Raw genomic sequence first — 15881 nt, forward strand, 5'->3', positions numbered from 1 at the left:
GATGACAGACGATATCGAAAGACACGCAGCCGAGCGCATACTTGTGCTCGATGGCGCCATGGGAACGATGATCCAACGGGAAAAGCCGGACGAAGCCGCCTATCGCGGCGACCGCTTCAAGGACCATCCTGTCGACGTCGGCGGAAACAACGAGCTTCTCAGCCTGACCGCACCCGAGATGATCCGCGGCATCCATGCCGCCTTCCTCGAGGCCGGCGCAGATATCCTGTGCACCAACACTTTCGGCGCCAACGCGGTCAGCCAGGCCGATTATTCCATGCAGCATCTGGTGGCCGAGATGAACGCCGAGAGCGTGCGGCTGGCGCGCGAGGCGGCCGATGCCGTGGCCACGCCCGACCGTCCGCGCTGGGTCGCCGGCGGGATCGGGCCCACCAACCAGACTGCCTCGATCAGTCCGGACGTGAACGATCCGGGCTTTCGCAGCGTCACCTTCGACGACCTCGCCCACGCCTATGGCGAGGCGGCGCGGGCGCTGGTCGAGGCGGGGGCGGATCTGCTTCTGATCGAGACGATCTTCGACACGCTGAACGCCAAGGCCGCCATCTACGCCGTCGAATCGCTGCGCGAGGAAGGTCTTGCGGTACCCCCGCTGATGATCTCGGGCACCATCACGGATCGTTCGGGCCGCACGCTGACCGGCCAGACGCCCGAGGCGTTCTGGGCGTCGATGAGCCATGCGCGCCCATTCTCCATCGGGCTCAACTGCGCACTGGGCGCCGGCGAGATGCGCCAGCACATCCGCACGCTGTCACAGGTCGTCGACACCCGCGTCAGCGCCTATCCCAACGCGGGCCTGCCCAACGAGATGGGCGGCTACGACGAGACGCCCGAGGAGACCGCGCAGCATCTCGGCGAATGGGCCGAGTCCGGTCTTGTCAACATCGTCGGCGGCTGCTGCGGCACCACGCCCGAGCACATCGCGGCCATCGCCGAAGCGGTGAAGAACAAGGCACCGCGCGCCGTTCCACCGAAAGTGAAGCGGATGCGCCTCAGCGGGCTTGAGCTGTTCGAGGTCTCGGGTGCCGAGGCCCAACACGAGAGCGCCGCATGACCGGGATCGCAAATTTCATCAATATCGGCGAGCGGACCAACGTTACCGGCTCGGCGAAGTTCAAGAAGCTGATCATGGCCGGCGACTATGCCGCCGCGCTCGAAGTGGCGCGCCAGCAGGTCGAGAACGGCGCCCAGATCATCGACGTGAACATGGACGAGGGGCTGCTCGATTCGGCCGAGGCGATGACGACCTTTCTCAACCTCATCGCCTCGGAGCCCGACATCTCGCGTGTCCCCGTGATGATCGACAGCTCGAAGTTCGAGGTGATCGAAGCCGGGCTCAAATGTGTCCAGGGCCGCTCGGTCGTCAACTCGATCTCGCTCAAGGAGGGTGAAAAGGCGTTCCTCGAGCAGGCCCGGACCGTGCGCCGCTACGGTGCCGCCGTGGTCGTCATGGCCTTCGACGAGAATGGTCAGGCCGAGACCGCCCAACACAAGTTCGACATTTGCAAGCGCTGCTACGACCTCCTGACCGAGAAGGCCGGCTTCGACCCTTGGGACATCATCTTCGACCCCAACATCTTCGCCGTGGCGACCGGGATCGAAGAGCACAACGATTACGCAGTGGCCTTCTTCGAAGCCACCCGCATGATCAAGGAGGCGATGCCGCACTGCCACGTTTCGGGCGGGCTGTCGAACGTCTCGTTCAGCTTCCGCGGCAACAACGCGGTGCGCGAGGCGATGCATTCGGCCTTCCTCTACCACGCGATCCCGCTGGGCATGGACATGGCCATCGTGAATGCCGGCCAGATCACCGTCTATGACGACATTCCCGACGAGTTGCGTGAGCGGGTCGAGGACGTGCTTTTGAACCGTCGCGACGACGCGACCGAGCGATTGCTGGAGATCGCCGACAAGTACAAGGGCTCCGGCGAGGCGGCCAAGAAGGAAGATCCCAAGTGGCGCGAGCTGCCGGTCGAGAAGCGGCTGGAGCACGCGCTCGTCCACGGGATCACCGATTTCGTCGTCGACGACACCGAGGAATGCCGCCAGCGGGCGGAAAAACCGCTCGACGTGATCGAAGGGCCGCTCATGGACGGCATGAACGTCGTCGGCGACCTCTTCGGCGCCGGCAAGATGTTCCTGCCGCAGGTGGTGAAGTCGGCCCGGGTGATGAAGACCGCCGTGGCGCATCTCCTGCCCTACATGGAGGAGGAGAAGAAGAGGGCCGGCGACACCTCCGCCAAAGGCAAGGTGCTGATGGCCACCGTCAAGGGTGACGTCCACGACATCGGCAAGAACATCGTCGGCGTCGTATTGCAATGCAACAACTACGACGTTGTCGATCTGGGCGTGATGGTTCCCACGGAGGATATCCTCGCCAGGGCGCGCGAGGAGAAGGCCGACATCATCGGGCTTTCCGGCCTCATAACCCCCTCGCTCGACCGCATGGTCGAAGTCGCGTCCGAGATGAAGCGGCAGAATTTCGACTTACCCCTTTTGATCGGCGGCGCCACCACGTCGAAGAAGCACACCGCGCTGAGGATCGCCCCGGAATACGCGCACGGCGTGATCCATGTCGACGATGCCTCGAAAGCGGTCGGCGTGGTCTCACGCCTGCTGTCGAAATCGGCCCGTCCCGACTATCTGGCCGACGTCGCGACCGAGCAGGAGCGGCTACGCGCGGCGGCAGGCCGCGGCGGCGACCGTCCGACGATACCGATCGCGGAAGCCCGCGCGAACGCCTTCGACGGAGGGTGGGACAAGTACAGTCCGCCGGCCCCGCAGACGCCCGGCCTGTCCGTCATCGACGACATGCCGCTCGAAGCGCTCGTCGGCTACATCGATTGGACGCCCTTCTTCAGCACCTGGGAAATGCGCGGCAAGTTTCCCGCCATCCTTGAGGATCCCGACAGGGGACCCACGGCGCGCGAACTCTACGACAACGCCACGGCGATGCTCGAGCGGATCATGGCCGAGGGCTGGTTCACGCCCCGCGCAGTGGTCGGCCTCTGGCCCGCCAACCGGGACGGCGATGACGTGGTCGTGTGGACGGGCGAGGACCGCAAGTCGGAGGCGGCACGCCTGCCGCAGCTTCGCCAGCAGGGTCGGAAATCGGCCGACAGGCCCAATATGTGCCTGGCCGATTTCGTGGCGCCGAAAGGCATTGACGATTGGATCGGCGGCTTTGCCGTGACCGCAGGTTCCGAGGTTCACGACCTGTCCCAGCGTTTCAAGGCGGACGGCAACGACTACGACTCGATCATGGTTCAGGCGCTCGGCGACCGCATCGCCGAGGCTTTCGCTGAGGCCCTGCATGCCCGTGTGCGCCGCTCGCTCTGGGGCTATGCCTCGGATGAGAAGCTCGACAACGAAGCGCTGATCGCCGAGCGGTATCGCGGCATCCGCCCCGCGCCAGGCTATCCCGCCTGCCCGGACCATACCGAAAAGCGTACGCTGTTTTCGATGCTCGAGGCGCCTCGCCATACGGGAATCGAACTGACCGAAAGCTGTGCGATGTGGCCGGCGGCCGCGGTGTCCGGCTTCTACTTCGCCCACCCCGAGGCCCGCTATTTCGGAATCGGCCGGATCGGCCCCGATCAGGCGGCTGACTATGCCCGGCGAAAGAGCATGGAACTGGCCGAGATCGAGCGCTGGCTGGCGCCGAACCTGGCCTATGTGCCCGACCGCAGCGCCGCAGACGAGGACGCGCGCAAGATCGCCTGACCGCGAAACAGCAATCATCCCATTTCAAAGCAAGGAGAGGAACGAGATGAGCGACAAGACCTGGCTTTTCACCAGTGAATCGGTGTCCGAGGGGCACCCCGACAAGCTCTGCGACAGGATTTCGGACGCCGTGCTGGATGCCTACCTGTCCGCCGACCCCAACTGCCGCGTCGCCTGCGAAACGCTGGCCACGACCGACCATGTGACCATCGCCGGCGAGGTGCGCGGCCCCGACGAGGTGCGCCAGCATATCGAGGAGATCGCGCGCCAGGCGATCAAGGACATCGGCTACGAGCAGAAGGGCTTCTCCTGGAGGACCTGCGCCGTCAACAACCTGCTGCACGAGCAGTCGGCCGACATCGCCATGGGTGTCGACGAAGGCGACAAGGGCGAGGAAGGTGCCGGCGATCAGGGCATCATGTTCGGCTATGCCTGCGACGAGACCGACGAATTGATGCCGGCTCCGATCCAGTTCTCGCACCGCATCCTGCGGCTGATGGCCGAGGACCGGAAGTCGGGCAAGCAGCCCAATCTCGGCCCCGACGCCAAGAGCCAGGTGACGCTCAAATACCGCGACGGCAAGCCCGTCGGGCTCGACACCGTCGTCGTGTCCACCCAGCACGCCGAGGACATCAGCCAGGAAGAAGTGCGCGCGATCGTCAAGCCGTATATCGCCGCGGTCTTCCCCGAAGGCTGGTCGGTGCCCGACGACCGGCTGATCGTGAACCCCACCGGCAAGTTCGTGATCGGCGGGCCGGACGGCGACGCCGGGCTGACCGGCCGCAAGATCATCGTCGACACCTATGGCGGTGCGGCTCCCCATGGCGGCGGCGCCTTCTCGGGCAAGGACCCGACCAAGGTCGACCGTTCGGCCGCCTATGCCGCCCGCTATCTCGCCAAGAACGTCGTGGCTGCGGGACTTGCTGACAAGTGCCAGATCCAGCTCGCCTATGCCATCGGCATGCCGGATCCGGTCGCGCTCTATGTCGAGACCCTCGGTACGGGACGCGTGGATACGGACAAGCTGTCGTCGATCCTGCGCGAAATGGTGCGGCTGACCCCGCGCGGCATTCGCGAGCACCTGGGGCTTCTCAAGCCCGTCTACGCCCGCACCGCGGCCTACGGCCATTTCGGGCGCGAGCCGGACTCCGACGGCGGCTTCTCCTGGGAGAAGACGGATCTGGCCGACGAGTTGGCCCGCACCTTCGGTGCGTCCCAGGCGGCCGAGTAGGCAAAACGACCCCAAACGGAAAGGCAAACAGATATGAACAAACCCGAGACATTCACCCCGGAGGATTGCGCGATCCGTGACATCTCGCTTGCCGACTACGGGCGTCGCGAGATTGACATCGCGGAGACGGAGATGCCCGGGCTGATGGCACTTCGGGCGGAGTACGGCGCCTCGAAACCGCTGAAGGGGGCGCGGGTCGCCGGCTCCCTGCACATGACGATCCAGACGGCGGTGTTGATCGAGACGCTGGTCGCACTGGGCGCCGAGGTTCGCTGGGCATCGTGCAACATCTTCTCGACGCAGGACCACGCCGCGGCGGCGATCGCGGCCGGAGGCACGCCGGTCTTCGCGGTCAAGGGCGAGACGCTGGAAGAGTACTGGGACTATTGCGACCGTATCTTCCTGTTCGAGGACGGCGCCAACCTGATCCTGGACGACGGCGGCGACGCCACGCTCTACGTCCTGTTGGGAGCCCGGGTCGAGGAAGGCGAGACCGACCTCATCGCCGAGCCGGGCTCGGAAGAGGAGGAGGCGCTCTTTGCGCAGATCAAGAAGCGGATGGCCGCCAGCCCCGGCTGGTTTGTGAAGCAGCGCGATCGGATCCGCGGCGTCAGCGAAGAGACCACGACCGGCGTGCACCGGCTCTACAAGATGATGGAGAAGGGTGAGCTCCCGTTCCCGGCGATCAACGTCAACGACAGCGTGACCAAGTCGAAGTTCGACAACAAGTACGGCTGCAAGGAAAGCCTGGTCGACGGGATTCGTCGGGCCACCGACACGATGATGGCCGGCAAGGTCGCGGTGGTCTGCGGCTATGGCGACGTCGGCAAGGGTTCGGCAGCATCGCTGCGGGGCGCGGGCGCGCGGGTGAAGGTGACCGAGATCGACCCGATCTGCGCGCTGCAGGCGGCGATGGACGGCTTCGAGGTGGTCCGGCTCGAGGACGAGGTGAAGACCGCCGACATCTTCATCACCACGACCGGCAATCGCGACGTCATCCGCGTCGAGCACGTGCGCGAGATGAAGGACATGGCGATCCTCGGCAATATCGGCCACTTCGACAACGAGATCCAGGTGGCCGCGCTGAAGAACCACAAATGGACCAATATCAAGGACCAGGTGGACATGGTCGAGATGCCCTCGGGGAACCGGATCGTTCTTCTGTCCGAGGGTCGGCTCTTGAACCTGGGCAATGCCACCGGGCACCCCTCCTTCGTGATGTCGGCGTCGTTCACCAACCAGGTCCTGGCGCAGATGGAGCTTTGGACCAAGGGCGAGAGTTACGAGAACAAGGTCTACGTCCTGCCCAAGCATCTCGACGAGAAGGTGGCGCGGCTGCATCTCGACCGTGTCGGCGTCAAGCTCACCGAGCTCGCCCCCGAACAGGCCGACTATATCGGCGTCACCGTCGACGGCCCCTACAAGCCCGACCAGTATCGGTATTGAGGGACCGGTGGCCAGACCGAGCCGGTAAGGCGCCGTCGCCCGGGGCGATCTCACTACCTACTTCCTGAGACGACGACAGAGCGGGGTGACACGGCCCCGCTCCGACCCACAAACACCGGCCGGATATATCCGGCCGGTGTTTGTATGTGGGCGAGGCGATCGAGCTGATCGTAAAACCCGCATATTGTGTTTTGCCACCGGCCCCGCCTGAACATTCGCCGTCGTTGTGCTAGTGCCGGTTCTCTTCAAGCGAATAGAGGCACGGATGCGTCTGAGGAACTGCCACAACTTCCGCGACTTCCGCCGCATGGCGAAGCAGCGGCTGCCGGGACCCATCTTCAACTATATCGACGGCGCGGCCGACGACGAGGTTACCCATCGCCGCAATACGGCCGCTTTCGAAAGCTGCGACCTGGTGCCCAACGTCCTGCGCGGCGTGAATGGTATCGACATGTCGGTGACCGTCATGGGCCAGAAACTGGGCATGCCGGTCTATTGCTCGCCGACGGCGCTCCAGCGCCTGTTCCACCACGAGGGCGAACGCGCCGTCGCGGCGGCTGCCGCCAGGTTCGACACGATGTTCGGTGTCTCCTCGCTCGGGACCGTCAGCCTGGAAGAAGCGCGCCGCATCAGCGGCGGGCCGCAGATCTACCAGTTCTACTTCCACAAGGATCGCGGCCTGAACCGTGAAATGATGGCGCGCGCCAAGCAGGCGGGCATAGACGTGATGATGCTGACCGTGGACAGCATCACCGGCGGCAATCGCGAACGTGACAAGCGAACGGGCTTCGCCATCCCCTTCAGGCTCAATCCCGCCGGCATCACCCAATTCGCCGTGAAGCCGTCATGGGCGATCAATTATTTTTTGCACGAGCGTTTCAGGCTGCCGCAGCTCGAAAACCACGTCGATATGGGCGGCGGCGTGATGTCGATCAGCAAGTATTTCACGGAGATGCTGGACCCCTCGATGTCGTGGGACGACGTCGCCGAGATGGTGCAATATTGGGACGGGCAATTCTGCCTGAAAGGGGTAATGTCGGTCGAGGACGCCAAGCGCGCGGTGGAAATCGGCTGCACCGGGATTGTGCTTTCCAACCATGGCGGCCGTCAGCTCGACGGCTCCCGAACCGCATTCGACCAGCTGGCCGAGGTGGTCGACGCCGTTGGGGACCGGATCGACGTCATGATGGACGGCGGCGTGCAGCGCGGCACCCATGTGCTCAAGGCACTCTCGGTGGGAGCAAAGGCGGTCGGGCTCGGCCGCTACTATCTGTTCCCGCTCGCAGCCGCCGGACAGGCCGGGGTCGAACGCGCTCTTGAATTGATGCGCATGGAAATCGAACGCGGCATGAGACTGATGGGATGCTCCTCGGTCGAGCAACTCACGCGGCAGAACCTGCGTTTCCGGTGAGGGACGATCGAGAATTGCGGCAACGGCGTGAAAGTGCGGTTCTGATAGACTATCTGCCGGGCGCTTTCGTGCTAAAGCGGACGCGCGTGTGACCTATATATCCAGTCGCGGGAAACCCGCGGCTTCCATCTCCGGAGATCCGTCATGACCGCAACCGACTTCTTCGACATGAACGCCGCGCCGATGCGCATCGGAACCGTCCGGCTCAAGGTGCGTGATCTTGAGGCTGTCTCCGCTTTCTACCGGAACATCCTCGGACTGCGTCCAATGGAAAGCGACGAGGGACGCGTCGTGCTCGGCACCGGCGAGACGCCGCTTCTCGAACTCGCGGGGGATCCGTCGCTCACGCCGCGCGCGCCACGGCAGGCCGGCCTCTTCCACACGGCGTTTCTCATGCCCTCGCGCGGCGATCTCGCCCGCTGGCTTGCCGCCGTCGGCGAGGCCGGCGTGCCGCTGCAGGGCGCGTCCGACCACACCGTGAGCGAGGCGATCTATCTCTCCGACCCCGAGGGCAACGGGGTGGAGGTTTATGCCGACCGGCCCACCTCGCGCTGGCGGACGCCCCAGGGCGAGGTGCAGATGACGACCGAGCCGCTCGACCTTCAGGACCTGCTGAAGGCCGCCGGCCGTGCCAGGTGGTCCGGCTTTCCCGAGGGCGGAAGCATCGGCCACGTCCACCTGCAGGTGGGCGACACCGATACAGCCGACGGCTTCTATCGCGATGTCCTCGGCTTCGACATCGCCGCGCGCTACCCCGGCGCCAGCTTCTACGGCAGCGGCGGCTACCACCACCAGCTTGCGGGCAACGTCTGGAACAGCCACGGGGCGGGCCTGCGCCCGGCCGGAATGGCGGGCCTCGACGCGGTGGAGATCGTGGTGCCGGACCACACGAGACGTGACGCAATCGGGCGGCGTGCCGAGCAAGCCGGCCTTCCGCTCGAAGAGGCCGATCGCCTGACCCTGCAGGATCCCTGGGGCACGCGGATCATCCTGACCCAGTGAAACGGCTTCCGGCGCGCAAGCCCCTCCACAGACCTTGCCCACCGCGCGTCAAGGTTTACGCGCCCTTATGATGAGCGACGGCATGTCGAATTCGATGGAGCCGCCCTCGACCACGAACGGCGCGAGCACCGTCCTCGACTCTTTCAGGAGCCGCTCGAACTGCTCGTCGGTGAGTACGCCGCCAAGGGTCCACACACAGGCGCGTTCGGTCGATACGAGCGCGTCGATCGACTTGAAACGCACCTTTCCGTTGCGCTCGACGATCTCGGCATTCTCGATACCGGCTTCACCGCAGAACTCACGCAGCCGACCGGCATCGCCGAGGCTGAAGGGTGCGCGGAAAGCCTCGCCCACCTGTCTGCCGAAGAGCCGATCGAGCAACCGCGCGAAGGCGCCATAGCCTGGCGAATTCTCCACCGCATCGCAGACAGCGACCGCCAACCTGCCGCCGGGTCTCAGAACCCGGATCATCTCACGAAGCGCCTGCGGTTTGTCGTCGAAAAACATGAAGCCGAACTGGCTGACGACGGCGTCGAAGCTGTTGTCCGGCAGCGGCAGCGCCTCGGCTCTTCCTTCCAGCCATTCGATCCGTGCCGGCTTGCGGCGTGCCACCGCGAGCATCTCCGGATTGGCATCCACTGCGACGACGGAACCGGCAGGACCGGTGATTTCGTCCACGGCAAGCGCCAATGCACCGGTCCCGCAAGCGACATCGAGCACGCGGTCTCCTTCGTGCACCTGGGCTTCGGCCGCGACGACCGGTCCCCACTGCGCGAAAAGCGCCGGTACGAAGTGTGCATCGTAGATTTCCGCGGGCTTGTGTCCTTCATCGAGGGTGCTCATCATCTCTCTCCATCCTGATGGGGCGTTCCCGGCATGGTCGGTGGCCAAGCCGACGCGCTCAGGTTATCCTCGCTGCATGGCGCAATCCCATGACCGCAAGTCTTTGTCGCTTGCCGGATCGTCCATGATGGAGCTGCAGGATCCGCCTCGGGACGGAGGGCACGCGGACGATCTGCCGATCCTTTGCCAGGCATGCGGCACGGATCCCTTGTCCGACGTGCTGCGCATGGTGAAACTGACGGGCGCGGTGTTCCACTTGGTGGATGCGTCCTTCCCCTGGGGCGTGGAAGTGCCCGCCCCCAGCGCGTACGCCCCCATCATCCTGCCGCGCGCACAGCATGTCATCTCCTACCACATCATCCTGAAAGGCTCGGGCTGGGCCGGAATCCCCGACGGCGCGTCGACATGGTTCGAGGCCGGCGACATTCTGGTGCTGGCGCATGGCGACCGGTATAGCCTGCTCAGTACTCCGGGGCAGGCGCCCGAATACGATGCGGAGGCGACCATCGCGTTCTTCCGGGAATGGATGGCCGGCAAGCTTCCCTTCGTGACGCGCGAAGGTGGTGGGGGTCCGGGCGGGGCCGAGTATGTGTGCGGATTTCTCGGTTGCGACATGCGGCCTTTCAACCCGGTGCTATCCACTCTTCCGCGCCTCTTGCGCGTTAAACGGGCGCAAAGAGGGCGGGACGATCTCTTGAACCGACTGATCGACCTGGCGCTCGCCGATGCGCGCCTACCGCGCGTGGGCGGAGAGTCCATCCGCCTGAGGCTCAGCGAGCTGATCTTCGTGGAGGTGGTCCGCCTGTGCCTTGAATCCCTGCCGGCGCATGAGACGGGTTGGCTCTCCGGGCTGCGAGACCCGGCGGTCGGCAAGGCTCTGGCCATCCTGCACGAGCGTCCCGCCTACCCCTGGACACTGAACGAACTGGCTCGGCAGACCGGCATGTCGCGCGCCGCGCTGGCCGCCCGCTTCACGCATCTCGTCGGCCATGCCCCGATGCAGTATCTGGCGCTCTGGCGCATGCAGATCGCCGCGCGTCTGCTTGCCGACAGCGCGATGAAGGTATCCGCGGTGGGACGCGAGATCGGCTACGACTCGGAAGCGGCTTTCAGCCGTGCCTTCAAGAAGATCGTCGGCATGTCTCCCGCCGCCTGGCGCGGCAGCGCCGACAGCACTCGCTGACATGCCGTCAAGTCGGCAGCCGATCAGGTCCGCTCCCGCTTTTCTTCATGGATCACGCTTGTAACAGGTGCCGCATGACAACCGGCGCCGCTTCAGCCCTTCGTCCGAAGGGGCATAGGCCTGCGTGATCGCAGCCATCAGACGAAGCAAATTGCCTGCGGGCCCTTCTGCGTCCATGATCCAACGCAAGAGGAAGAATGAACCTTGGAAGCAAGCATCGGTCCTCGTCGCGCAAAGCTGCGGGGGACCGGCGAATGACAGTGATCGCGGCCGATCACCAAATATGATCGGCGGCATCACCACAGACAATCCTGTCATGGTTGCGACAGGATATCGTGATGATGCCGCAGCGGTTGGGCTTTCGCCCGTCAGGACGCCGTTGAGCCTTGCTGTTCGCCGACGAGGAGCGCCTTTCGCTCGACGATGAACGACACCGCCACGCCAGCCACAAGGGCCCAGAACGGAGCGCTGATGCCGAGCAACGAGACATTGGACATCGCCACCGCGAGAGCCACGAAGGCGCCGGTCTGGTTACCGAGCGATTTTCCGAAGGCATTCTGGAAGGCCGCCAGTAGCACGCCGATCATGGCGAGGCCGGCGACGGTCCCGATGAGAGCCCCCGGCAGGGACATTACCACCGGCACGGCGGCGCCGGCCACGAGACCGAAGGCTCCGAAGAGGATCCCGTTGACGACGGTCGCCGCGTAGCGGCCCTCCTTGTCCTCGCCTGCCTGCTCCGATGAGCAGATGGCGGTCATCGGGCCGGCGATGTTCGCGTTATGCCCGCCAAGAAAGCCGGCGACGATGCCGCCGATGCCGGAGATGATCGTCATCATGTTGACGGGCGGGCGGTAGCCTTCGGCCATCAGAACGCCGGTGGCCTGCGCGTTCTCGGCGCCGATGACCAGAAGAGCCAGCGGAACGGAAATCGCCAGGAAGGCATCGAGCGTGAAGGTCGGTGCCGTGAATTCGGGCAGAACGAAAGCGATTTCCGCGCTGCCGCCGCCGATGGAGCCGGTGGCGAAAGCTGCGATCAGGCCCACGATGAAGGCGGCCAGGACCGGGGGCACCGACTTCAGAAACCGCATCGAGATGAAGAAAGCAAGGATGGCTGAGCCTGCGATGATCGGCGCGGTGCCGAGTGCGGAGACTGCACCCGTGGCGAAGCGGATCAGCGCGCCGGCGATCATCGCCATGACGATCGGCATCGGCAACCACCGCATGACCCTGCCGATAAGGCCGCTGATGCCCAGCAGGAAGACGATAATCCCCGCCATGATGAAGGCGCCGACGGCCTGGTCGAAGGAAAAGGTGGCGAGCGACCCGGCGACGAGTGCGGCACCTGGAATCGAATAGGCACCCGTGATCGGCTGCTTGTAGCGCAACGCGAGGAAGAGGCTGATAAGGCCGCCCAGAAAGTAGATCGCAAACAGCCATGCGACCGTCTGACCGTTGCTGAGACCGGCCTTGTTGGCCCCGCCAATGACGATCAGCGCAGGACCGGAGCAGCCGAAGACGGCCGCCACGAGACCGGCGCTGGCGGTCTTCAGATTGAGATGCTTGAAGAGGTCACTGAAGCCGCCGGCGATCCCCGGCCCCGCTTCCACGACCTGTCGCTTTTCCATGTCATTTCCTCCCTTTAGGCTGTCAGCTGCCGATGAATTTCGGCGCGCGTTTTTCGTGGAAGGCGTTTACGCCCTCGCGGAAATCGTCGGACGAGCGCAGGCGGCTGTAGCAGTGCCCCTCGAGATCGATGGCAATGGACAGGTTCGCGTCGTCGGTGTCGTTGAGCAGCTTCTTGGCAGTGCGCTGGGCGAGTGGCGAGAAGGCGATCAGTTCTTCCACCAGCGCATCGACGGTGCTCTCGAGTTCCTCGTCGGGGACCACTTCCGTGGCGATGCCCCAATCATAAGCCTGCTGGCCGGTGATGCGCTTCGAGCGCATCACGATGTGCTTGGTGCGGGTGATACCGACCATCTTCTGAAGGCGCGCCGATCCGCCGGAGCCCGGAATTTGGCCCAGCTTCTGCTCGGGCAGCGCATAAAGCGTGGTCTCGCTGGCGATGCGGAAATCGCAGGCGAGCGACAGCTCGAAGCCGACGCCGAAGCAGTACCCGCGGTTGGCCGCGATGACCGGCTTGGAACAGCGCGCCGGCGCGGCGATGTTCCACGCAAGATGAGCCACGTGCTCGGGACTTGCCTCGAGGAAGCCCTTGATGTTGCCGCCCGAGGAGAAATGCGCGCCGGCGCCCGCAACGACGATGACACGGATGCGCTCGTCGGCGTCCAGCGCCTCGAAGACGAGGCGGAGTTGATCGCGCTCGGCCATCGACACGATATTGTAGGGTGGACGGTCGAGCGTGATGTCGGCACGCTGGCGCTCCGGATCCACGGTGACGGCGAAGCCGTCGAGCTCGGCCAGGCGCGGATCGTCGAATTGCATTTTCTGGGCCATGACGGATGGGTCCTTTTGGTCTTGCCTATTGGGTCTCTTGATCGGCTTCGAGCGTGCGTTCGGGGCCGTATTCGCCCGCAACGAGCATGCGGCGCAGGATCTTTCCGACCGGCGATTTGGGGATTTCGTTCACGAAGACGAAGCGGCGCGGACGGCGGAAATTGGCCAGCCCGGACGTCCGGCAGTGAGTGTCCAGTTCCTCCTCCGAGACGTTGCCCTTGCGCTTGACGAAGGCGGTGACGATCTTGCCCCAGCGCTCGTCGGGCAGGCCCACCACCGCGACCTCGGCCACCTGCTCATGAAGGGAAAGGCAGCTCTCCACCTCGACCGGCGACACGTTCTCGCCGCCGGTGATGATCATGTCGTCCACCCGGCCCGTCACGAAGAGGTCGCCGTCCGCGTCGAAGAAGCCGGTATCGCCGGTGAAGTACCAGCCCTGGCGCAGCGCCTTGGCGTCCGCATCGGGCCGTTTCCAGTATCCTTCAAAGGATTCGTCGCCCTTGAGGCTGGCGATGATTTCGCCTTCCTCGCCGACCCCGGCACGCTCGTCCGGCGAGCCCGCGCCGAGCTTCACGACGCGGATCATCTGGTTGATGCCGGCGCGCCCGGCCGAACCGGGCTTGGCGACCGCGTCCTGCTCGATGGTGAAGGTGTAGATCTCGGACGAGCCGTAGTGGTTGACGAACAGCTCGGGCCGGAACAGCGCATCGAGCTTCTTCAGGAGACCGTCCGTCATGGAGGCCCCGGCAAAGCCAAGCTTGGTGACGCTTTCGACGCGCTCGGGCGAAAAGCCCTCATCGTGGATGAGATCGTGATAGAGCGTCGGCACCAGGTAGAGATTGGTGATCTTCTCCCCTTCGATCAGCTCGATTGCGCGGGCGGCGCTGAACCGCGGCAGGCAGATGAAGGCGCCGCCCGTCAGCGACGAAGCGATCAGGGAGCGCACGCCCATCGTGTGGTAGAGCGGCATGACACCGAGTGTGCGTTCCCCATGCCGGTAGAGGTTCTGCGCCACATGGGCGACGGCCCCTGCGCGCTCGGCACGGTGACGGCGCGGCACGCCCTTGGGGCGCGAGGTGGTGCCGGAGGTATAGAGCATCAGCGACCAGTCCTCCGCGCTCGCCCTCGGCGCGACCTCGGGTGCGTCGGCTTGCATCATGGAAACGAGTTCGGCGGCGGAAACAGCCGGCAGTCCGACCGCGGACGGCGCGTTCTCGACGGCCTCCCGGGTGTTCTCCTCGTAGAAGACCGCCTTGATCTCGGCGTCCTGGAGGACATAGTCCACCTCGTCGCCCTTGGCCCGCCAGTTGAGCGGCGTGACGATCAGGCCGGCGAACTGGCAGGCCCAGTGCAGGGACGCGTTTTCCCAGCGGTTCATCATCAGTGTCAGAACGTGATCTCCGGGCTTCAGGCCGAGCGCGTCCAGCCCGGCAACGAGCGCGGAAATCTTGCGGTACCACTCGGCGTAGGTGAGCCGTGTGTCGCCGTCGACCACGGCCAGTGCAGCCGGATCCCGGCTCACGCTGGCCAGAAAACTCGCTCCCAGATCAAGCATTGTCGTCTTGCTCCTTCCTCAACTCCTCCACGGCCGCAAGTGCAGCCGCCACGATCGTGACGTAGCCGGTACAGCGGCACAGATGTCCCGACAGGTGCTCGTGAATGTCCTCCCGATCCGCCTCGGGCTTGGCCGTCAGCAATGCATCGAGCGTCATCAGGATGCCCGGCGTGCAGAAGCCGCACTGCAGGCCGTATTGCTCCCTGAAGGCCGCCTGGAGGGCGGACAGCCGTCCGGGCTCCGGCGCCAGGGCCTCGACGGTGCGCACGTCGGCCCCCTCGATCTGCGCGGCAAGAATCAGGCAGGCGCGCGCCGGCGCACCGTCCACCTGCACGGTGCAGGCGCCGCACACACCGTGTTCGCAGCCCACATGCGTCCCGGTCGCGCCGATCTCATGGCGTAGAAGATCGCTCAGAAGCATTCGGCTTTCGGCCTGCACCTCCACCGCTCGCCCGTTGAGGCGGAAGGCGACGCGGTGCTTGTGGCGGGCGGTCAGTTGCGGCATGCGCGGGCCTCCGTGATGGTTTCCCGGCCGAGCCGCCGCACCAGTTCGCGCCGGTAGCGCGCGCTTGCATGAAGATCGTCACGCGCGTTGAGCGACCAGGCGATATCGTTGAGCGCATCATCGAGGGCGTCGCCACCCTCCGCGGGGACGGCAAAGCGGCGCGGATGATCGTCGACGCCGGCGATGGCAAGGCGTGTGCCTTTGGCATCGGCAATTGTGGCGCAGGCCACGATGGCGAAGTCGCCATGCCGGCGGCCAACCTCGCGGAAGGCGAAGCCGGTTCCGGGGTTAGCGACCGGAAAGGAAACGGCCTCGATCATTTCGCCCTCCTCAATCGCCGTCGACATCATGCCGACAAAAAAGTCCGAGGCGGGCACCGAACGTGCTTTCCTTTTGCCGCGCAGCCGCACCGAGCCGCCCAATGCCACGAGCGACAGGGGCAGTTCGGCGCTGGGGTCGGCGTGGGCGATCGAGCCGCACACCGTTCCGCGGGCGCGCGTCTGCACGTGG

At 65.1% G+C, this 15881-nt stretch carries 11 protein-coding genes and 1 pseudogene; 6 read left to right on the top strand and 6 right to left on the bottom strand.

Annotated elements, in window-relative coordinates; translation table 11 throughout:
- The first annotated feature begins 1 nt into the window (after nucleotide 1).
- From metH to ACFP9U_RS05925, 5 genes and pseudogenes are all read left to right on the top strand, one after another.
- Nucleotides 2-3741: pseudogene (gene metH / locus ACFP9U_RS05905) on the top strand (methionine synthase).
- A gap of 46 nt (nucleotides 3742-3787) precedes the next feature.
- Entirely contained in the window at nucleotides 3788-4972 is a 1185-nt protein-coding gene (metK, locus tag ACFP9U_RS05910; protein ID WP_378619755.1) for a methionine adenosyltransferase, read from the top strand.
- A 33-nt stretch (nucleotides 4973-5005) separates the two neighbouring features.
- Nucleotides 5006-6418: an adenosylhomocysteinase gene (gene ahcY / locus ACFP9U_RS05915; protein WP_378619756.1), complete on the top strand. Its 1413-nt coding sequence runs from the start codon at nucleotides 5006-5008 to the stop codon at nucleotides 6416-6418.
- Between the two features lie 265 nt (nucleotides 6419-6683).
- Nucleotides 6684-7829, top strand: coding sequence for an alpha-hydroxy acid oxidase (locus ACFP9U_RS05920; RefSeq protein WP_378619758.1), 1146 nt, complete (start codon nucleotides 6684-6686; stop codon nucleotides 7827-7829).
- A 144-nt stretch (nucleotides 7830-7973) separates the two neighbouring features.
- A complete protein-coding gene (locus tag ACFP9U_RS05925) occupies nucleotides 7974-8831 on the top strand; it encodes a VOC family protein (RefSeq protein WP_378619760.1) in 858 nt (285 codons plus the stop codon).
- Nucleotides 8832-8879: 48 nt separating this feature from the next.
- Here the strand turns inward: ACFP9U_RS05925 and ACFP9U_RS05930 are convergent, their stop codons facing one another.
- Nucleotides 8880-9674: a methyltransferase domain-containing protein gene (locus tag ACFP9U_RS05930; protein ID WP_378619761.1), complete on the bottom strand. Its 795-nt coding sequence runs from the start codon at nucleotides 9672-9674 to the stop codon at nucleotides 8880-8882.
- 124 nt (nucleotides 9675-9798) lie between these two features.
- Between ACFP9U_RS05930 and ACFP9U_RS05935 the strand changes: the two genes are divergently transcribed.
- On the top strand, nucleotides 9799-10857 hold the full coding sequence (locus ACFP9U_RS05935) for an AraC family transcriptional regulator (protein WP_378619763.1): 1059 nt from the start codon (nucleotides 9799-9801) through the stop codon (nucleotides 10855-10857).
- 368 nt (nucleotides 10858-11225) lie between these two features.
- On the opposite strand, the gene ACFP9U_RS05940 is transcribed toward ACFP9U_RS05935, so the two are convergent.
- From ACFP9U_RS05940 to ACFP9U_RS05960, 5 genes are all read right to left on the bottom strand, one after another.
- Nucleotides 11226-12482 carry a benzoate/H(+) symporter BenE family transporter gene (locus tag ACFP9U_RS05940; protein WP_378619765.1) on the bottom strand — a complete coding sequence of 419 codons (1257 nt, stop codon included), beginning with the start codon at nucleotides 12480-12482 and terminating at the stop codon, nucleotides 11226-11228.
- 22 nt (nucleotides 12483-12504) lie between these two features.
- Nucleotides 12505-13311, bottom strand: a complete 807-nt coding sequence (locus ACFP9U_RS05945) for an enoyl-CoA hydratase/isomerase family protein (RefSeq protein ID WP_378619767.1) — start codon at nucleotides 13309-13311, stop codon at nucleotides 12505-12507.
- A gap of 25 nt (nucleotides 13312-13336) precedes the next feature.
- Nucleotides 13337-14866 carry an AMP-binding protein gene (locus tag ACFP9U_RS05950; protein ID WP_378619768.1) on the bottom strand — a complete coding sequence of 510 codons (1530 nt, stop codon included), beginning with the start codon at nucleotides 14864-14866 and terminating at the stop codon, nucleotides 13337-13339.
- Nucleotides 14859-15371, bottom strand: coding sequence for a (2Fe-2S)-binding protein (locus ACFP9U_RS05955; RefSeq protein WP_378619770.1), 513 nt, complete (start codon nucleotides 15369-15371; stop codon nucleotides 14859-14861). Before ACFP9U_RS05955 ends, ACFP9U_RS05950 begins: the two co-directional genes overlap by 8 nt.
- Nucleotides 15359-15881 (bottom strand): FAD binding domain-containing protein (locus ACFP9U_RS05960; protein ID WP_378619772.1); only part of this gene is annotated, 523 nt, incomplete at its 5' end. The genes ACFP9U_RS05955 and ACFP9U_RS05960, both read right to left, overlap by 13 nt.

Source organism: Nitratireductor sp. GCM10026969 (genome assembly GCF_042660605.1).
Lineage (GTDB): Bacteria > Pseudomonadota > Alphaproteobacteria > Rhizobiales > Rhizobiaceae > Chelativorans.